Source organism: Enterococcus sp. DIV0176, from assembly GCF_050528535.1.
In the GTDB taxonomy this organism is placed as follows: domain Bacteria; phylum Bacillota; class Bacilli; order Lactobacillales; family Enterococcaceae; genus Enterococcus_B; species Enterococcus_B thailandicus.
Window position 1 is genome coordinate 1574510 of record NZ_CP172879.1, and the last position, 21103, is coordinate 1595612.

At 37.6% G+C, this 21103-nt stretch carries 15 protein-coding genes and 1 other annotated feature; of the genes, 3 read left to right on the forward strand and 12 right to left on the reverse strand.

Features of this window, described 5'->3' with window-relative positions; translation table 11 throughout:
- Positions 1 to 55 precede the first annotated feature (55 nt).
- The 4 genes from IGJ66_RS07315 to IGJ66_RS07330 are packed head-to-tail and all read right to left on the reverse strand — an operon-like array spanning position 56 to position 2956.
- Complete coding sequence (locus tag IGJ66_RS07315) at positions 56 to 712, reverse strand: amino acid ABC transporter permease (RefSeq protein WP_067482374.1); 657 nt, start codon at positions 710 to 712, stop codon at positions 56 to 58.
- A gap of 14 nt (positions 713 to 726) precedes the next feature.
- Positions 727 to 1374 (reverse strand): amino acid ABC transporter permease, encoded by a 648-nt coding sequence (locus tag IGJ66_RS07320; RefSeq protein WP_067482375.1) that lies wholly within the window; start codon positions 1372 to 1374, stop codon positions 727 to 729.
- 11 nt (positions 1375 to 1385) lie between these two features.
- A complete protein-coding gene (locus tag IGJ66_RS07325; RefSeq protein ID WP_271027252.1) occupies positions 1386 to 2201 on the reverse strand; it encodes a transporter substrate-binding domain-containing protein in 816 nt (271 codons plus the stop codon).
- Positions 2202 to 2218: 17 nt separating this feature from the next.
- The gene (locus tag IGJ66_RS07330) at positions 2219 to 2956 is read right to left on the reverse strand and encodes an amino acid ABC transporter ATP-binding protein (RefSeq protein ID WP_430616437.1); all 738 of its coding nucleotides are present in this window, start codon (positions 2954 to 2956) and stop codon (positions 2219 to 2221) included.
- Positions 2957 to 3210: 254 nt separating this feature from the next.
- Between IGJ66_RS07330 and trpS the strand changes: the two genes are divergently transcribed.
- On the forward strand, positions 3211 to 4221 hold the full coding sequence (gene trpS / locus IGJ66_RS07335; protein ID WP_075491717.1) for a tryptophan--tRNA ligase: 1011 nt from the start codon (positions 3211 to 3213) through the stop codon (positions 4219 to 4221).
- 131 nt (positions 4222 to 4352) lie between these two features.
- Here trpS and pheT read toward each other — a convergent pair whose 3' ends face one another.
- From pheT to IGJ66_RS07365, 6 genes are all read right to left on the reverse strand, one after another.
- Complete coding sequence (gene pheT / locus IGJ66_RS07340) at positions 4353 to 6770, reverse strand: phenylalanine--tRNA ligase subunit beta (protein ID WP_430616438.1); 2418 nt, start codon at positions 6768 to 6770, stop codon at positions 4353 to 4355.
- Between the two features lie 6 nt (positions 6771 to 6776).
- The gene (pheS, locus tag IGJ66_RS07345) at positions 6777 to 7820 is read right to left on the reverse strand and encodes a phenylalanine--tRNA ligase subunit alpha (protein ID WP_067482386.1); all 1044 of its coding nucleotides are present in this window, start codon (positions 7818 to 7820) and stop codon (positions 6777 to 6779) included.
- A 48-nt stretch (positions 7821 to 7868) separates the two neighbouring features.
- Positions 7869 to 8087 (reverse strand) — a binding site (T-box leader).
- Between the two features lie 48 nt (positions 8088 to 8135).
- Positions 8136 to 8477: a winged helix-turn-helix transcriptional regulator gene (locus tag IGJ66_RS07350; protein ID WP_067482388.1), complete on the reverse strand. Its 342-nt coding sequence runs from the start codon at positions 8475 to 8477 to the stop codon at positions 8136 to 8138.
- A gap of 64 nt (positions 8478 to 8541) precedes the next feature.
- Positions 8542 to 12255 carry a helicase-exonuclease AddAB subunit AddA gene (gene addA / locus IGJ66_RS07355; protein WP_430616439.1) on the reverse strand — a complete coding sequence of 1238 codons (3714 nt, stop codon included), beginning with the start codon at positions 12253 to 12255 and terminating at the stop codon, positions 8542 to 8544.
- On the reverse strand, positions 12252 to 15785 hold the full coding sequence (locus IGJ66_RS07360) for a PD-(D/E)XK nuclease family protein (RefSeq protein ID WP_430616440.1): 3534 nt from the start codon (positions 15783 to 15785) through the stop codon (positions 12252 to 12254). Before IGJ66_RS07360 ends, addA begins: the two co-directional genes overlap by 4 nt.
- Before the next feature lie 626 nt (positions 15786 to 16411).
- Positions 16412 to 17878, reverse strand: coding sequence for a peptide MFS transporter (locus tag IGJ66_RS07365; protein ID WP_067482393.1), 1467 nt, complete (start codon positions 17876 to 17878; stop codon positions 16412 to 16414).
- A 377-nt stretch (positions 17879 to 18255) separates the two neighbouring features.
- Here IGJ66_RS07365 and IGJ66_RS07370 point away from each other — a divergent pair, with 377 nt between their 5' ends.
- Positions 18256 to 18852, forward strand: coding sequence for a nitroreductase family protein (locus tag IGJ66_RS07370; RefSeq protein WP_067482395.1), 597 nt, complete (start codon positions 18256 to 18258; stop codon positions 18850 to 18852).
- A 251-nt stretch (positions 18853 to 19103) separates the two neighbouring features.
- Here the strand turns inward: IGJ66_RS07370 and IGJ66_RS07375 are convergent, their stop codons facing one another.
- A complete protein-coding gene (locus IGJ66_RS07375) occupies positions 19104 to 19586 on the reverse strand; it encodes a hypothetical protein (protein ID WP_067482396.1) in 483 nt (160 codons plus the stop codon).
- 137 nt (positions 19587 to 19723) lie between these two features.
- Positions 19724 to 19921 (reverse strand): hypothetical protein, encoded by a 198-nt coding sequence (locus tag IGJ66_RS07380; protein ID WP_067482398.1) that lies wholly within the window; start codon positions 19919 to 19921, stop codon positions 19724 to 19726.
- Positions 19922 to 20309: 388 nt separating this feature from the next.
- Here IGJ66_RS07380 and IGJ66_RS07385 point away from each other — a divergent pair, with 388 nt between their 5' ends.
- Positions 20310 to 21071: a C39 family peptidase gene (locus IGJ66_RS07385; RefSeq protein WP_430616441.1), complete on the forward strand. Its 762-nt coding sequence runs from the start codon at positions 20310 to 20312 to the stop codon at positions 21069 to 21071.
- Positions 21072 to 21103: the final 32 nt, after the last annotated feature.

Genomic DNA, 21103 nt, shown 5'->3' on the forward strand with positions numbered 1-21103 from the left:
AAAGAAAAAACCTCAACCCTTTGTTCATTTTTCAACAAAGAATTTGAGGTTTTTTTTAATAACTATATTTTCGTCGCTCCAAAAAGCCCGATAATAATGAGAGTGCGTAACAAATGACAAAGTACATCAACGTCATTGCTACAAACATCGGTAAAACATAATTCGTATTTTGCCCATAAATGATTCGCGCTTGGTGCGTCAACTCTGGTAAAGAAATAATTACGGCTAATGACGTATCTTTAATTAATGAAATCAATTGACTGACAATTGCGGGAATCATTGATTTAAATGCTTGAGGCATGACTATCGTCCGCATCGTTTCAACATAAGTCAATCCAGTTGATAGCCCTGCTTCCATTTGTCCTTTTGGCACGGCATTCAAACCTGCGCGGAATATTTCTGAGAGCATTGCTGATTCAAAAATCGTCAACGCAGCAACTGCTGACCAAAAGATATTCATTTGGATTCCCACTTGGGGTAAAGCAAAATACGTGAAGAAAATGATTAGTAACAATGGCAGATTTCGAATGACATCAATCACCAAACCAACAATTTTGGATAAATAAGGAATATTCGCAAAACGGATCACACCAGTTAAGCCACCAATCAAAAAACTAAAAATGATTGAGACCAATGAAACTTCGACGGTCACTTTCAATCCCTCTAGTAAAAAACGGATATTCATCCATGAAAAAGCACCACTAAAATCCATTCAACTTCCTCCTTCTATGAACGAACTGCCCATTTTTTCTCAAGATGAACCATCAAATAAGAAAGGGGCAACGTAATAATCAAATAAAATAGACCAACAATAATATAGGTATCAAATGTATTGAATGTTTCGCTGGCAATCAAGTCACCTTGATACATCAAATCTAATCCTGCAACCATTGCTAAAATAGATGAGTTTTTCACTAAATTGATAAACTGATTTCCTAACGGTGGAATAACTATTTTAAAAGCTTGAGGCAATACGATGTAGCGCATCGTTTCTGAATAAGTAAAACCTGAAGAAAGCCCCGCTTCCATTTGTCCACTAGGAACCGTTTGGATTCCTGAACGAACCGTTTCCGCAATAAACGCGGATGTATAAATCGTTAAACCAATGGTTCCGGCTTGAAAACCGTTCAATTGTAGCCAATACATAGGTACCACTACATAGAAAAACATGACAATAATCAGTAATGGAATATTTCGGAAAAACTCAACGTAAGCTTTTGCCAGACCATTGACTAATTTATTTTTTGATAACTGAAAAATCGCCATCAATGTTCCAATAACTAAACTAGCTACGAGCGCCAAAACACTGGAAAAAATTGTAATTTTGAATCCTTCTGCAAAGGTCGCTCCATAAGTTTGTATCAATTCACTCATATTGCTCCTCCTTAATCAACTTTGCCATCTGTTTCATTTGGAAACCAGCGTTGATAAATTTCATCATACGTACCATCAGCAATCATTTCTGCTAATGCTTGATTGACCTTACCTAAAAATTCTTCTTGCCCTTTGTTGATTGCAATGCCATAAGGCTCATTAGTGAAGGTTCCCCCAACTAACGTATACGCTGGGTTTTCAGCCGCCATTCCTAAAAGGATCGCATTATCAGTCGTCATCGCATCACCTTGACCTGACTGAAGTGCCGTAAACGCCTCTGCATAATTTTCTAGTTCTAAAATCTTTGCATCTGGTGCATGTTCACGAATATTTGCTGCTGAGGTCGAACCTTTGACAGCCAAAACTGTTGTCGAATCATCCAAATCAGTCACGCTTTGGATACTGCTCCCTTTTTTGACTAGCAATGATTGTCCAGCATCAAAATAAACATCTGAAAAATCAACTTGTTTTTTTCGTTCATCCGTGATGGTCATCGTTGCGATGATTGCATCAATATTTCCATTTTTCAACAGCGGAATCCTAGTCTTCGATGTTACTTCGATAAAATCAGCTTGCCCATCTTCACCAAGTATTTTCTTGGTGATAGCTTTTGCAATATCGATATCAAAACCTTGAACTTCACCAGACTTGATGTCCATCATGCCAAATAAACGAGTATCATATTTGACACCCCAGGTAATCTTATTTGTTTCTTTGACTCTTTCTGCGATATTTTCGTCCGCTACGCTTGTGCTTTTACAGCCAACCAGTGCAAGTAGCACGATACTTAACAGAAAGAGTAAGCGAAAGCTTTTTTGCTTTTTCATACAATTCCTCCTAAATTTTAATGGTTGATTACTTTGCTAATAAATTGTTGTGCGCGTTCTTCCTGTGGATTGTCAAAGAATCCTTTTACGTCACGACTGTCTTCTAACACTTCACCATCAGCCATGAAGATTACTCGATCTGCTACTTCTTTTGCAAATCCCATTTCATGTGTAACCACGATCATTGACATGCCCTCTCTCGCTAACTTCTTCATAACGTCTAGCACATCCCCAATCATTTCCGGATCCAGCGCTGAAGTTGGTTCATCAAATAATAGCATCTCTGGATTCATCGCTAAACCTCTAGCAATAGCAACACGTTGCTGTTGCCCACCAGACAGCATGGATGGATAAGAATCTTTTTTGTCTAACATATTGACCGTATCTAAAAATTTTTCAGCATTTTTGATTGCCGTTGCTTGATCTTGCTTCAATACTTTAATTGGTGCTAGTGTGATGTTTTCTAGTACAGTTTTATTAGGATATAAATTAAAATGTTGAAAAACCATCCCGATATTTTTACGTACTTCTGTTAATTTTGTCTGTTTATCTCTTAAATCTTTGTTATTTATCAGTAGTTGTCCTGAAGAAATAGTTTCTAAGCCATTGATGCAACGCAGCATTGTACTTTTCCCAGAACCTGAAGGCCCAATGACAACAACTACTTCCCCCTTCGCAAATTCGAGGTTAATATTCTTCAAAGCATGGAATTTCCCATAGTACTTTTCCACGTTCTTAAATTCAATCATTGCCATATCATTACACTCCCATTATTATTTAGTAAGATTTCTTTTAAAGATACCTAATGAAACATATTATATCTGATAATAAAGGGAAATGTAAAGTTTCTACGTTATTTTCTACAAATATCCTCTGTTTTTGAATGTTTGATGCTCTTCGTTTTTCCCTGCATCCTTTCCACGTTTTTTCGTTTGAATAGTTGTTTCTTCTAAAAAAAAACGGTAAGATATAAAGTGCTAGTCTTACAAATCGTAAAGAGGTGTCTTTTTTGAAAAATATTATATTGACTGGAGACCGTCCAACGGGAAGATTACATCTTGGCCATTATGTCGGTTCTTTAAAAACGCGTGTGGAAATGCAAGCAGACGAAAACAATCAATTGTTTGTCATGATTGCTGACATGCAAGCTTTAACAGATAATGCAAAAAATCCTGAAAAAGTTTCATCTAATGTGCTACAAGTCGCATTGGATTACTTAGCTGTTGGTCTTGATCCGACCAAAACAACTTTATTTATCCAATCACAAATTCCTGAGCTATCTGAGCTGGCCATGTATTACATGAACTTAGTCAGCGTTGGTCGCGTGAAACGAAACCCCACAGTGAAATCAGAAATCGAACAAAAGAAATTCGGTGAAAGTATCCCAACTGGTTTTTTTGTTTATCCGATCTCACAAGCTGCTGACATCACAGCTTTCAAAGCAAATTTAGTTCCTGTTGGCGAAGATCAAAAACCAATGTTGGAACAAACACAAGAAATCGTCCAAAGTTTCAACAATACGTACGGTCAAGTTCTGGTTGAACCAAAAGGCGTCTTCCCTCCAAAAGGCATGGGACGTTTACCTGGAATTGATGGCAATGGTAAAATGAGTAAGTCCTTGGGCAATGGTATTTATATTGCTGACCCAGCAGATGTTGTTCAGAAAAAAGTCATGAGCATGTACACCGATCCAAACCACATCCATGTGGAAGATCCTGGTCAAGTAGAAGGAAACATGGTGTTCACTTATCTGGATGTCTTTGGAACAGATAAAGAAGCAATTGAAGAAATGAAAGCTCATTATCGTCGTGGTGGACTTGGTGATGTGAAAATTAAACGTTACTTGATTGACGTTTTAGAAGCTGAATTTGCACCAATTCGTGCACGTCGTGAAACGTTTGAAAAAGATCCAGCAGCTGTCATGGAAATGTTACGTCAAGGCAGTCTAGCTGCAAAAGAAGTTGCGGCAGAAACTTTAGCAGAAGTAAAATCTGCGATGGGAATCAATTATTTTAACTAACTTTCAAAATCAAAAAAGTGAGAGCCAAAATATTTTCTATTTTGGCTCTCACTTTTTACTAAATAAAACCCAGCCACGAGTTAGACTTTCCTGTCTGATTCGTGGCTGGGTTTTTCTGAATAAGAAAAGACTTAACGAATACTTGCGTGCAAGTTTTCTGTTAACGCATTGATTACTTTATCCATAGCTTTATTGATTTCTTCATCAGTCAATGTTGCTTCAGGATTTACAAATGTCAAACTATACGCCATCGATTTGTTTCCTGCTTCGATGTTCTCACCTTGATAAACATCAAATAATTGGATTCCTGTTAAGAATTTACCAGCGGATGCTTTGATCACTGTTTCCAATTCTTGGTTTGTTACTTCTTCTTTCACTAGCAAAGCAATGTCTCGACTCACGGCTGGGAATTTTGTCACAGCATGATAAGTAATGCCCGCTTGTGCTGCTTCAATCATTGAAACTAAATCTAATTCTGCAACATACGTTTCTGGAATGTCATACGCTTTGGCAATTGTTGGATGAACTTGACCAACAAACCCAAGGTATTGTTCACCAAGATAGATAGCAGCCGTCCGACCTGGATGCATTTCTGGCATTGTAGTTGCTTGATAGCTAATTTGTTCAGTGATAGCTAATTGAGCAAAAATGTTTTCTAACAATCCTTTAATTGTAAAGAAATCAACTGTTTCTGCTTTTGTTTGCCAATCTTTTTCTTGCCATGTACCAGAAATAGCTAACGCAAGATGTTTTACTTCTTGTGGTAAATGAGTCAAAGGATCATTTTCTTGATAGAATACACGTCCTACTTCATAGAAACCAACATCAGTATTTTTACGAGCAACGTTGTAGTTAACATTGTCCAGTAACCCACTAATCAAGTTCATCCGAAGAACCGAACGCTCTTCACTCATTGGCCAGTCTAAACGAGTAATATTCGTTTCTTTCATTGCGAATTGACGAGACTTTTCTTCAGTCGTCAAGGCATAACTAATCGCTTCATTCAACCCACTGCCTTCAAGCAATGTACGAATTGTTCGTGTGCCTGTCTGCTCTGCTGTCAAGCTTCCAGCAACTGTTTCTCCACTTGGCAACGTTGATGGCAAGCGATCATATCCATAGATACGCGCAACTTCTTCAATGATGTCTGCTTCAATTTGAATATCCCAACGTCTTGGTGGAACAACAACAGAATACGTTTCATTGGTTTCTTGATAATCAAAACCAAGTGCTTCAAAAATTTCGTTCACTTCTGCGCTAGTCAATTTTGTACCTAAATACTGGTTGATTCGTTGTAATGTGATTGGAACTGTTACATCTTCAACTGTTACTTCCGCACCAGCTACTGCACCTGTTAGAACTTCGCCTCCAGCAAGTGCAACGATCATAGCTGCCGCAACATCATTTGCTTCAGCAATCGTTGCATGATTGATTCCCTTTTCAAAACGAGCAGAAGATTCACTACGTAAATTGAATTGTTTGGCTGTTCGACGAATCGAAACTGGATCAAATAAAGCTGCTTCTAATGCTACTGTCGTCGTTGTTTCAGTGATTTCTGAATCCAATCCACCCATGACACCTGCTAAAGCAACAGGAACCTCGCCATTAGTAATCACTAAGTTTTCTGGTGTCAATTTACGTGCTTCACCATCAAGTGTCACTAATTCTTCTGCTTCTTTGGCATGACGAACAACGATTTCCTTTGAACCAAGTTTGTCGTAATCAAATGCATGTAATGGTTGCCCAAACAATAACAGGATATAATTTGTTACATCAACTACGTTGTTGATTGGACGAATTCCTTCGTTCATTAAAAGGTTTTGCAACCATTGTGGGCTTGGCTGAATTTTGACTCCTTCAATTACCCGAATTTGATATGCTGGAACAAGCTCTTTGTCCTCTACAGTCACAGTGATTTTTTCACTTGCCAAACGATCAACTTCAGTTAATTTTTCATCATCGAATGTTGGTGTTTGACGATAGATTGCGCCAACTTCATAGGCAACACCACGCATGGATAGTGCATCTGCACGGTTTGGTGTAATGGATAATTCAATAATTGAATCGTCCATACCTAGATATGAAAATACTGGTTCACCATTCACAGCCTCTGCTGGAAGATAATAGATACCTTCTGCATATTCTTTTGGTACTACGCTATCAGAAAAACCAATTTCTTGTAATGCACAGATCATCCCGTTGGATACTTCTCCGCGCATTTTTCCTTTTTTAATCTTCACATTGCCAGCAATCCGTGAATTTGGTAAAGCCACAATGACTTTGATGCCCGCTTTAACATTTGGTGCACCACAAACGATTTGAGACAATTCATCTTCACCAATATCTACTTGGCAAATGGATAAGTGATCAGAATCAGGATGTGGTACACATTCCTTTACTTCACCAACGACGATTTTTTTCAAACCTTCTTCTGGTACTTCGATCCCTTCGACCTCAATACCAGTAACAGACATCTTATCTGCTAATTCTTGTGGTGTCACTGCCGATAAATCAACATATTGGTTTAACCATTTATATGAAACTAACATCCTTTTTTACTCCCCCTTGAACTGACTTAAGAAACGCAAGTCATTTTGATAGAAATTACGGATATCGTTGACGCCGTAACGTAACATTGCTACGCGATCTGGTCCAAGTCCAAAAGCAAATCCTGAATACTCATTTGGATCAATTCCTGACATCTCTAAAACATTGGGATGAACCATTCCAGCACCTAAGATTTCAATCCAGCCAGTATATTTGCAGACATTACAACCCTTGCCTCCGCATTTGAAACAACTAACATCTACTTCCACTGAAGGTTCAGTGAATGGGAAATAGCTTGGACGTAAACGAATTTTACGATCTTCCCCAAACATTTTCTTCATAACAACTTCCAGTGTCCCTTTCAAGTCACCCATTGTTACATTTTTATCAATCACAAGACCTTCAATTTGATGGAACTGATGGCTATGAGTAGCATCATCAGTATCACGACGGAAAACTTTCCCAGGTGAGATCATCCGTAATGCACCTTTTGAAAAATCATGTTTTTCCATTGTTCGCGCTTGAACAGGTGAAGTGTGTGTACGAATCAAAATATCTTCGGAAATATAAAACGTATCTTGCATATCTCGTGCTGGGTGATCTTTTGGTAAATTCATTCGTTCAAAGTTATAGTGGTCTGACTCCACTTCATAACCTTCAACGATTTGGTAACCCATTCCCACAAAAATATCTTCAATTTCTTCCATAATTTGCGTCAAGATATGGCGTGTTCCTTGTTTTACTTGACGACCAGGTAAAGTCACATCGAGTGTTTCTTTTGCTAAAGCAGCATTCAACGCTTCTTCTTCAAGGACTTCTTTTTTACGTTCAATTTCTGCCGTTAATAAGTCACGAATTTCATTAGCAAAACTACCTACTTTTGGTCTTTCTTCTGGACTAAGATCTTTCATTCCACGAAGAACTTCGGTAATCGGGCCTTTTTTCCCTAAAGTTTCCACACGGATTTGATTTAATTCTTTCAAATCCTGTGCGGCAGTAATTTTAACAATCGTTGCTTCTTTCAAGCTTTCGAGTTGTGCTTGTAAAGACATTGCTGTTTTCCTCCTTCAAATTCAAATACAAAAAAGACCTCATTCCTATCAAGGAACGAGGTCTTCGCGATACCATCCTAATTTGTGAGTAAAGCTATCAGCTACTCACACACTTACTTGATTAACGACAATTGCCGGCCCAGTATCAAAAACTAGGCGAACTCAGAAAGTGAACTTCATTTTTCAAACACAGAATTTGCTCTCAGTCTATGACAAATCTCCCTGATCTGGTTTAGCCAAACTACTCTTTTTCGTCATGGTTCTTTTTTTATTTACAATTTACAAAATCAATTCTACAAGAATTTTGTCCTGAAATCAACTGCATTCTTCCTCAGTGACCCACTTTTCACTCCAAACTTGTAACTGTTTGATTGAATTTTGTAAGTCTGCTCCTTTTTCAGTCAAAAGATATTCAGAACGATTGGATTCATTACAGGAAATATTTCGAGTAACAATTCCTTCTTTTTCTAACTCTTTTAGACGTTCAACTAATACTCGATCGCTAACCATCGGAATCTTTGCAGCAAGATCAACAAAGCGTTGCGGACCATTTTCTAGTAGTACATCAATAATCAACCCGTTCCATTTTTTCCCCAAAATCGAGAAAGTTTTCTCAAACTTCGGACATAGAACAAAGTCTGTCTGTGTAAGCTCCATCTTACTCACCTCTTTTTGAAGAGTATAGCATAATACTTACAAAGTGTAAGCAACTTATGCTTATTCATAATCTTTTGTTAACATTTATGATTTTCTTGCCACGTAATAAAACTAAAAAGGTATTTGTTACAGGTTTTCCTAAAGAATCAGCCAATGCTTGTTGGTAAAGTCGGAGCTGTCCTAAATATTTTTGAACAACTTTATCAATCTCAGTTGGGTCATCTGGATTCATAAGGAAATCCGTTTTGAAATCATAAAGATAGATGTCATCTGCAAATTCGATATAGCCGTCAACGATTCCGTGAATCAGTAATTCATCAGTTTCATCCGGATAATTTTCAAACACTTCTTCCGCTGTCATCAGCATCGCAAATGGTTGCTCTCTTTTCACTTTTGTGGAGTGTTCCAGTAATAATTTTCCAAGATCTGTTTCAAAAAACCAAAGAATTGCAGAAATGTCGACTTTTTCTGCCACTTGTTGATCCACCAATCGCTTTTTGACTAGCTCTGCTAGTAAAGCTTGGATTGCTTCTTCTGTTGGTGGCTCCAATGGCAATAATTGCAACAACGTATGTGTGACTGTTCCAATTGCAGTTGCTGATACACCTTTTTGCAAAAATTTTGGTTCAGCTAGCTGTTCTTGTGTATAACGAAATTGTTGATTTTTTGCTTTTGTTTGATTGTCTTCCCAAGTTAGCTTCGTTGCCTGACTATCATCTGGGTCTTCAAATAATCGTTTGATTTCTGAAACAGATTGGTAACTCGTCGTTTGAGTGGCAGCCTGATAAGGATAAACATATGCTAAACGTTGACGCAGAGTCTCCGATAAACCAAATTGGTTTTCTTTCGGCGTAACTAAAGAAGGCTCCCGCTGTGCAAGTTGTTGACGCTTTTCCGCCAACTCTTGTTGGTTCATCCACAAAACGGTAAAGGAACCGTTCGCATCAGCTAAAGTCAATACTGACTCGTCCTCCAAATATTCAGACATTCGAGGATGACGAATCAAGCTGTAGCCAATCCAATTCATCAAGCTCCCTCGACCTTTCAAGCGCAACGCTGGATCCAGAACCAGTTCCGATGCATTTAGCGCTTCGCCCCACGTTTTAATTGTTTGTTCACGACTCTTGTAAGAGCCAACAATAAACAGTTTTTGTTCCGCCCGAGTCAATCCAACATACAATTTACGCATTTCTTCAGATAATAATTTGTTTTGTTTAGCTAATTTAATGGCTTGAAAAGGTAATGTATCAAATAATACGCGAGTTTGCGGGTCCATGTAGCGGATTCCTGCACCTAATTTTTCTTCAAATACGTAGCGTTTTCGCAAATCCTGTAAATTGAATTCTTTCGTCATGTCCAACAAAAAGACAACAGGGAATTCTAGTCCTTTACTGGCGTGAATCGTCATCACACGAACTGCATTGTCTTCCACCGCAATGACAGGTTCTGCCAAATCTTTATCCTTTTCTTGCATTTTTTCGATAAAACGAACAAACTGGTACAATCCTCGAAATGAACTTTGCTCATAAGCTTTCGCACGATCCACTAATGCATATAAATTTGCTTGTCTTTGTGCCCCAGCTGGTAACCCAACCACGTATTCTAAGTAACCCGTCTCGTAGTAAATAGCCCAAAGTAAGTCCGCAATTGAAGAACGTCGAGCAAGTTCACGCCATTTATCCAACAATTCTTTAAAATCAGAGAGCTTAGCACTCAAGTGATCTTGATTCATTTTTTCATAAGTTAAAAAGGCATCAAAGAACGTACGATTTCGATCCGCTAAGCGAATCTGCGCTAATTCAGGTTCAATCAAGCCAACGATTGGTGAACGTAAAATAGCTACTAAAGGAATGTCTTGGTAAGGATTATCAATGATTTGTAGTAATGAAATCACTGTCCGGATCTCTGTTGCTTGGAAATAATTTTGAGCATCGTTCATTTCCAGTGGAATATCTAAGGTCTTGAACACATCCAAAATCGTTAAATTATTTTTTTTCGTTGGTGTCAGTAGGACAATATCCCCATATTCGACTGGTCGATTAGCTTTCAATTTTTTATCGTAGATTTCCCACTTGTTATCAATTAATTCACGGATTTTCAACCCCGCCATCAATAATTCGCCTTCTGTTTTATCTTCAAGAAAATCATCCGAAGGCAACTCTTCCGTAGTTTCTTCCTGTTCTTTTTCATAAATCAAAATTTCTGGATCAAACTGCGTACTATTAGGAAAATCAGGAAATCCTAACGCCAGTTTTGCTGCTTCATCATAAGTAATCTGGCCAACTTGTTCATCCATAATTTGTTCAAAAATCAGGTTAGTAAATCGCAAGACTTCTTCTCGCGAACGAAAATTTTCTGCCAGAACGATTCTTCTACCACCTTCTGCTTTTGAAAATTCTTGATATTTTTTGATGAATAAACTTGGATCCGCTAATCGGAAAGAATAAATAGATTGCTTGACATCTCCAACCATGAAAAGATTTCCATTCGTTGGATCAGGTTCTCTTAACCAGTATAAAATTGCTTCTTGCAATTGATTGACATCCTGATACTCATCAACCATTACTTCTTTGAATTTCTCTCGGTAATAATTCGAGGCTTCACTTGATATCCAACCATCAGCGGTTTTCTTGGTCAAAATCATCAACGCCAAATGTTCTAGGTCATTAAAATCTAATACGCCTTTTTCGCGTTTTTTCTCACTAAATCCATCCATAAACGCTTGTGTTACTTGGCACATCTCTTCGACTAAAGGAAGTGCTTGTGTCATAATAGCTTCCATTTGCGCTGGCGAAACAGCGAAATAATTTTTACTGATTCCTTGAATCATTTTTTTCGAGCGATCACGAAGAGCTTTTACTTCTGCTGATCGTTCTTTCAATTCGGCTTTTCGACTGCTTTTAAATGTTGAAAAGGTTAAGTTTTCTAATCCTTGATAAGCCACCTCTAGTTGATCTTGTATAAATGCCTCATAAATGGCATTGATTCGTTCACGTTCCTCGGAAACTTGGTCGTACATTTTTTCCAAACCTTCCGTCTGAGCTAAGCTGACCATCTCTTCATATGCCTGTACACATTGAAAAACATCTGCCAAAATCAATGGACGTAATTGATTTTGATATAACGCCGATTCGCCAAGCGAGCCTTCTAAACGATAAGATTCACTTAATCCTTTAAGCCAATTAGTTGGATCTGGATTCGCACGCGCAAACTCATAAAGAGACAAGATTAAGTCAGTCAAGCCTTCATCTGATCGATCATTTGAAAAGTTTGTCGTTAGTTGGAAAAATCGCTCATTTTTTTCTCCGTAAAGACGTTCACGTAATTCGTCCCACACGTCTTCTTTCATTAACAAGGTTTCTGTTTCATCTGTCAGCATTCGAAAAACTGGATCGATATCGATCAGATAATAAAAACGACGAATGACAGTTAAACAAAACGCATGTAGTGTTGAAATATTAGCTGTGGGTAGCAACATTAATTGTTTCGTAAAATGTTGCTGACGTTGCGTATCTGTTTCGTCGTTGATTGCCGACTGCAAAGCTTCTTGGATTCTTTCTTTCATCTCACGTGCAGCAGCTTCCGTATACGTAACAATCAAGAGTTCATCAATATTGACACCCATTTTAAGTTTTTCAATCACTCGACGAACAAGAACTGTGGTTTTTCCTGATCCTGCTGAAGCGGAGACAAGCAAATTGTCCCCACGATCAAAAATCGCTTGCCATTGTTCATCTGTAAAACGTTCATTTTGGGGCTTTAATGGAATCTGACTCACTCTTCTTCACCTCGTTTCAAAATTCTGCGTAATGCTTCGTCCTTATCCAGTTTTTCTAAGCGATGATAATTGTTTTCCTTTAACATCACATCGAAAGTGCAGACACTTCGAAATGGACAAAATTGACAAGCAATCCGCTGTTTATCTTTATAGGCTGGATTTAGTTTGATTTCTCCCGAAGTGATTGCTTCACCAGCTAAACGCATATTTTTACGATTGTGTTCCATAAACTGATGTAATTCTTCTTCTGTGAAGAATTTTTCTTTACTGTAACTGCCCTTTTGATACTCATCTTTCGCATTTTTTTTCACTGGATAAATCAAAGATTGCTCTTTCGCTTCTAACGAATGATCAAGAACTTCCAACAATCCCGGATCATCAACAAAGACGCCATCATAACTAAACTTTTTCAACGTATTCTTTTCAATTTCTTCGTTTTCGGTTAATACAGGGTTGTGGACATGTAAATAATAGGAACCAGCAGGCTTGACTGTGGCTTGTCCGGTTAAGCGTACTGCATCCATCAAGGCAACATCTAAGTAAGTCAATAGTTGCATGGCCATTCCATAGTAAGCTTCCGTAACATCAAACGTTCGCCCACTAGATTTATAGTCCACAACACTTAACCAGGTTTCGTCTTGTTCCGTGGCCGTGTCGATACGGTCGATTTTTCCGCGAACATGTAGTCTTCCACCATTTTGTAAAGGTAATTCCAAACCCGGGATTCCTTTTGCCCCAGCAATTTGTCCGAATAAAATCTCCGTTTGTAACGGATGGAGACCGGTATTTTTACTTTGTTTTTGTAACGCCCACGCTACTTTTTGGATTGTTTGGCTCAATTGATAACGGATGTAGTTCATCCGTGCAGAACTATCTAAAATTTCAAAACGCAGTTCACCAAAAACTTCTTGGAGAACTTTCTCAGTAAATGCTTGGCGTTCTTTTTCCGTCATGTTAACGAGTGAAAGTTCATTTGAAAATAATAATTTAAAGAAGCGATCCAGTGATTCATGATAAAAGTCCCCAGTTGCTGCTGGTGTCAGTCCATAAATCATCCGTTCTTTCAACTTCAAGCCAAATTGAACAAAATATTTATATTCACAGTTGTAAAAATTTTCCATACGAGAAATAGACGTATAGATTTCTTTTCCGTATAACTGCTCTGCTAACTCTGTCGGTAATGAAACTGGAACATTCAAATGAGACTGACTTTCAAATACACGTAAAGCAAAGTTCCGCCAAGGAGAATGGAGAACGACTTCTCTCAATTCAGTCCATACTTTCGCTAATTGTTGTTTCTCATCTGCTGCCAAACGAAACATTCGGTTCAACGTATCAACGGCACTCCGATACGTCCCAATATAATCCGCTGGCTCACTGGTCACCGTCAATCGTGTCTTTTTCTCAATTGGAATTGCTAAATAACGATTGATTCGTTGTAAATAAGGAGAAATTTTCAAACTTCGATCCGTATCGTAACTTTGTGCATAGCTTAAATAAAGTCGCTTTGTTCCTGAAAGAAAGACCAAATATGCTTGAAAAGGTTCAGAAGACATACTTTCCGTTGCAGGATCAAACAAATACTGATCTTCAGCCAATGCTTGATTCAATTGTTCTCGTTCTTCACTAGATAGCAGACCTTTTGTTTCTTGACGAGCTGGGAAAGTTTGATCGTTCAAGCCCAAAGCAAAGGTAATTTTTGCTTGATTTGGACGAACTAATTCTAAGCGGTTTACTTGAACTTGATCAATTGCTGTAGGAATCTTCCCATAACTTAAATTTTCTAGTCCACTGCTAATAATGTCTTGGAATGTTTCCCATTCAAAGCTGGTTTCCCCATAAATCAATGCAAACTCGTCCAGTAAGTCGATCAACGCACCCCACGTTTGCTCATGATTTCTGGCTTGTGCTAAATTTCCGCGGGCAACTTCTTGATTCCGCCAAAATAACAGTTGTTGACGGACACCACTGGTCACTAAAAACTGATAAAAAACACTAGCAGCTTCTTGACCATTTTCACAATTTTTGATTTTTTTAAAGAAACCCGGAATATTACTCTGGAATAAACGACGAATCTCATTTGACTGCTCTTGCAGTTCTTGAACGTCTTCCAGCTCCTCTGTTTCAAAGTTGTAAGAAACAAACGTCCAATCCTTTGCGCGAGTCCAGTAGTTTCCTTGATAATTATAAGCTAAGGCAACATTTTCTGTGAGATCTAATTTTTTGCGGAAATCATCTCTGATCCATTGCCATTGTTCCTGCTCTAATTCTTGATTTTCTGGAGCAATCAATAACTCCGTTTTGAAAAATCGCATAATGTCACTCAAACGATAGGCGTAGCGATCCAAAGCAAACAGACTGTTGATCCACTCGATCAGAGGATGGTTCTCCATCAACTGCTCTTCATCGAGATAAAACGGAATCGCCATTTCTTGAAAAATCGGCTTTAATAAATTGCCATAAAGAAGCATATCTTTCGTCAATACTTGAATATCACGATACCGACATTCCCCCTCGCTAACCAAACGGCGAATTTCCACGGCCAACTGTTGGACTTCTTCCGTTGGTGTTTCCGCCTCCCACAAATGAATCGTCTTTTGTGCGCCAACTTTTCGAGAACGATTTTGTTTTTGACTACTTGTTTCTTCCCACATCTCTTGTAATGCGGCTAACGCTTCTGGCACTTCCTTCGCTGGTGCATATTGATCAATCAAAATCGGTGCACGATGTTCTTTTGCCCCGTTCAACAAGCGAAAATATAACTTGCCTGTTTCGTGAAACAGATTTAAGGGTTCAGGCACTTCATTAGGATAAGGTCGATCAAGTAATAAATCGACAACCAGGTTTCCTTTGACCATCATTGCGCTCAACAACTGATACTCCTGGGCATTGATCCGAGAAAAACCCGTCATCAAAAATTTTACATGGCGAAAATCTTGTTGATAAAGATACTCACTTAAAATAGCTAAAACATCTTCTGCTTGTAGCATTCGCTCAAATAGTTCTTCTTCATACGCAGAAAAAATCAACTGTAAATCTTGCATTTTCAATTGTTGGTCTGCTGCTTTGGGACTTTCCCCAGTTACACTAGCTATTAAGTCACTTGGGTGAATGTTTCCTGTGCGCATTTCTTCATATAATTCTTGGAGTTGCTTGATGAATCCTTTTTTGTTGACTTCTCCACGAAAAATGGTCAACTTTTCGCGGTTTTTTTCTAATATCTGACGTAGAATCATTGCTGAGCCAGACTCGGTGATGCTATTACCTGAAAGCAAAGTTGTCTGTTGCAAAATGTACCATGCTAGTCGATAAAAACTAAAGACTTGCACCTTTGTCGTACTAAAGGTTTGTGTTCCTTTGCGCTGACGTAACATTGCTAATAACTCTTGTTCTTGTTCAAACTTATTGTAATTAGGTACAAGGAAAAAGACTTGATTTTGAGGAGCTGCTTCTAACCAAGTCGTTGCCTCATCAATCAGTGCTGTTCGATGATCTTTCTTACCTGAGCCGAGAATAAATTGTAAAGACATTTTACTCCTCCTTTACTTTTTGATGCTCTTCTATTATAACAAAAAAACTGAACATTCGTTCTACTTATCAAGGTTTTTGGTAAAAAGAAATAACTTTTTAAAAAAGGTTGTGACACAAAGCGGTTAGCTCCGACAAGATAGCGCGCAAGCACTCAAAATAGCTTTTCATATTTTGAAGTGAATGCAAGCTATCTTGAGGAGTTGCTTTGAGAACACCGTGAATAAGGTTGTGACACAAAGCGATCAGCTCCGGAAAAATAAAGAGCAACTGACAAAAATAGCCTCTCATATTTTTAGTCAGTTACGAATTATTTCGAGAAGTTGCTTTGAGAGCACGGTGGATAAAGGTTGTGATTCAAAACGTTCCCCTTCAACAATATAATACGCAATCATAAAAAATAATTTTTTCTATTTTGAAGTGATTGAAAATTATATCGAGGGGTTGCTTTGGGAACACCACAAATAATCTTCCAACATAAAACATTCAGCTCCGAAAAAACAATCAAAAATATTTTTTTGTTGGCAAACCTATTTCTCATAAACTTTCTTTACACTTAATCTCAAAGTTTTACCGTTTTCTCCACAAAAAAAGCCTAGGACATCAACTGCCCTAGGCTCTAATTTTTTTAATGAATTGAACCCATTAATTTCTTAATTGGTTCTTTGATTGTGAATAATAAAATCCCACCGATGATTGCAACGACTCCGATAATCCCAAAATATGCTGATTCAGTTGCCGGTGTATAAAAACGAGCGATTTGCGCGTTAATTGCTTGTGATGAAGCATCTGCTAAGAACCAGATAGCAATTGTTTGTGATTCAAACGCGCGTGGTGCTAGCTTAGTTGTTACAGATAGGCCAACTGGTGATAAACATAATTCTGCAATTACAATGATGAAGAAGCTACCAACCAACCACATTGGACTTACTTTTCCAGCTGTTCCATATAATAAACCTGGTAACATCAATAACAAGTAAGAAAGCCCAGCAAATAACAACCCAAGTGCAAATTTTACAACAGTTGATGGTTGTTTTTGTCCAAGTTTCGTCCATAAAGTAACGAAGACAGGTGTCAGAACAAAAATAAAAATTGGATTTAATGATTGGAACCAGCTTGCTTGGATCGTTACACCAAATAAAGTTGATTGTGTTCGTTCGCTAGCAAATAACGCAAGAATCGATGAACCTTGCTCTTGTAATGACCAGAAAATAATTGCTGCTAAAAACAAGGGAATATATGCTAATACTCGTGGTTTTTCTTCTGCAGAAACATCTTTTGACGTTAACATTTTTACAAAATAGAACACAGGTAGAACAATTCCAAGTATGCTAATCGAATTAACAAAGAAATCAATAGAAAGATGACCAGTTAATTGTGCACCACCAAAAATAGCAATGATGACAACAATCGCAATAATAAAGTTACGAATAAAACCTTTACGTTCTTCTGGTGTTAATGGGTTTGGAGCTTTTGTTCCAACACCATCTAATGTTTTGCGGCCTTGGATGATGTATTGTAGTAGACCGAAGAACATCCCAAATGCTGCTAACGAGAAACCTAAATGATAGTTATATTCTTGACCTAAAGTCCCAACAATCAGTGGTGCTAATAATGCCCCCAAGTTAACACCCATATAAAAGATTGAGAAACCTGCATCACGACGTAAATCTGTTTTTGAATAAAGATGTCCCACCATTCCGGACACATTTGGTTTCAATAAAGCTGTCCCCATAATAATCAATGCCATTGAAATAAATAAAGCACCTACTCCAAATGGTGTCGCTAAAACAATGTGACCAAACATGATGAATACTCCACCAAAAAATACTGTTCGTTTTGCTCCAAGTAAACGGTCGGAAATCCATCCACCAACAATGCTTGACATAAATACAAGTGAACCATAAATCGACATGATTGCTAAGGCCGTTGTACGTGGTAATCCAAGACCACCATTGGAAACTGCGTCATACATATAATAAAGAAGTAATGCACGCATTCCATAATAACTGAATCGTTCCCACATCTCTGTGAAGAACAATGTTGATAACCCCTTCGGCTGACCAAAGAAGCCTTTATCTTGTTGATTTTCCATAATCTATACCCCAATTCTTTAAATTTTCAGAAAATAATAAACATATTACCTGAAAAATTTAACTGAAAAACTTATCTAAGAAATATATACTTCTTTTCTATAAAAATAAGTAAAATTCAATGACAAAATAATAAGAATAAAAAAACACACATTTAATAATTATATAGTTCCTCTCAATAAACTGACTAAAAAAAGTCGTTAAAGCAGTTAAGTAACCGTTATCACTCTTTTTGCTTTCTCATTTACTTTTTCCTAAAAAAAAATTTCCATTTTTTTGAGCTTTTCCATTTACTTACTTTTTGTAAGATGATATACTTCATTTTGTATTCAATTACAAAAAGTAAGTAAAAAAACAACATTCAAAGGGAGACTATACTATGACTACATTTACAAACACTTTAAAAAATCGCCGTTCGATCTATCACTTAGGACGTAACGTTTCATTATCAAACACAGAATTAGAAGCACTTATTAAAGAAGCTATCAAAGAAAGCCCAACTGCTTTCAACGCACAATCAACACGCGCTGTTATTCTTTTCGGTGACGCTCACGAAAAATTATGGGAAATCACAGAAGAAGCACTTCGCCCATTAACACCTGCTGAAGCTTTTCCTAATACACAACAAAAATTAGCTGGCTTCAAAAATGGTTACGGAACTGTTTTATTCTTCAAAGACACTGATATCGTTAAAGGATTGCAAGAACAATTTGAACTTTATGCAGACAACTTCCCAGATTGGTCAGAACAATCAAATGGTATTGCAACAGCAAATACTTGGGTTTCATTAGTCGAACAAGGACTTGGCGCAAACTTACAACATTACAATCCAGTAATTGATGAAGCAGTTGCAAAAGAATGGAATATTCCTGCAAACTGGAAACTACGTTCTCAATTAGTTTTTGGTTCTGTTGAATCACCCGCTGGCGAAAAAGAATACATGAACGATGAAGATCGTTTCCGCGTATTTAGCTAATTACAAGATTATAAAAAAGGAACACGTCTAGGATTAATCTAAACGTGTTCCTTTTTTAGTTTAAAGTAAACATTTTGATAGAAAATAAAATCTGCTTCGTAATAAAAACGGTTTCATTAATTCTTTTTGCTGCGATGTTTTCAAAAGAACTTCTCGAAATAACTCACACCTGGTCAAAAATATAAAAAGCTATTTTCGCCAGTTGCTCATTATTTTTTCGAAGCTAACCGCTTTGTGCCACAACCTTGTCCTCACTCTTCATCAATCATAATATCAATCTGAGCATCATCATTTAATCGTTGCGCTAAAAATGGCACCAACTCCTCTAAAGAAGCGGAAAATTTTAACATCGGCCCACGCCAGCCCTTACGGAAAAAGTTCATTTTCACTTCATTTGAGCCTTGGGGTTGATATAAAACGATTCGATTGATTTCAGAAAAAGGAACGCCCCGTTTATCAAAGCTATTTAAAACCAAGCCTTCTTCCGTTATCCCACGACTATCCATTAAAAAACTGATGAATATCATTGCGGATAAAACGGCTTTCGCCAAGTCATCCACCGTTGGCTGACTAATGATCGTAAACCAGATAACTAAGACCACAAGAAACGGAACCACCAAGTAAACCCAACGATTTCGTACTGCTTTATAAACAATTTCTCTACGAACGAACCATAGAAATAAAAACATGACAAAAACAAATGCAAACAATAACAAAGTAAAGGTTGTTATCATCGTACATCACCTCTCTTCTCTCATCTCAAGAAAACTTTTCTCTTTATTAAGTCAAGTATATAGAACTTTTTCAAAAACAGCAAAAAGGACACGCAGCAACACTTTTTCATGTTTGAACTACTTGTCCTTTTTATTTTTTATTCAAATGTATCATATTTTGCAACAACCATGCTGGACTTCTCTTCCAATAATTCTTGGTCTTCGTCAGCACATTGAGCAACTTTGACTACGGCACAATTCGTCATTTTTGATACAACTTCTCCAACAACTGGTTGTGTGAATCCAATTGGCTTACAAGAATACTTTTCTCCTAGATTTATCATTTCTTCCGTCATCAAAATCCTCCTACACTGCTGCCCCATTTTCTTTCCTGAAGTAATTTATTCAGGCAGAATGTTCGTTGTCATTACCAATTGATTCTTGTTAATAACTTTTTTGAACAAACCATATTGGCATTATAGCCTACTGGTTTCGTTTTCACAAATAAAACCTCTTTTAAACACGAAAGTTTCGTATAAAATTCATAAAAAAGAACGGAATTATTCATTTTTTCTTCCCCTCATTTTTTAAGTTGAAATAGTTGAAAAAATGATTACTAGCTGTTAATTTTTTTATGTAAACTTCTCCATCAGGAATTAACGTAAAAGTATTTCACATTCACAAAAAAAGCATTATAATAGCAAGAATGTAAGATGTTCCCTTGCGGAATAATTGGAGGTCCTTATGAAAAAGAAAGTTGCAAAAAAATTAAGTGGAATTGTTAGCGTTAGTCTGCTTGCTGCTGGCTCAATCTATTGGTTAACAACGCCCAGCTCAAACGAAACTGCACAACAAAAACAAGAAGACCAAAAGCCTCCAGCTAAAAAGAAATCCAATGAAGCGAATGAAATGATTTTAGATGTTCCACTTGCTAACCAATTTGACGAACCAGCTTTAGAAAATGGCTGTGAAGTAACTGCCCTTTCTATGTTGTTAAATTACTATGGTTTTGAAACGACCAAAAACCTGTTAGCAAACGAACTTACTTATGTCCCTGTGTTTAATGAAGATGGTACACATGGTGATCCAAATGAAGGATTTGTTGGTGATATTTCTGGTGGAGACTGGGCAATGGGTGTCTATGTCGCACCAATTGCTGCACTCGCACAAAAAGTAGTACACACTAGCTACCATGCACAAGCAAAAAAAGAAGCCTCACTTGCTGATATCAAAGAAGCCTTGAATGAAGAAAAACCGGTTTGGACCAGCGTCACCATTGAGTTTGAGGTCCCTGATGAAACTGACTTTATGACTTGGACTACCCAAAATGGTGAAGTTTCTGTCACTCCCCTAGTTCACGCTTGTGTCGTAACTGGCTATGACAAGGAAATGATTTACGTGAACGACCCTTATGGCGAAAAAAATCGAGCAGTTCCAATCGATGATTTCACTGAAATTTTTGAAGCAATGGGTGGACAAATGTTAACCTTGGAAAAAAGTAACTAGCGTTCTTTCAAAGAATGACATATACTTTAGAC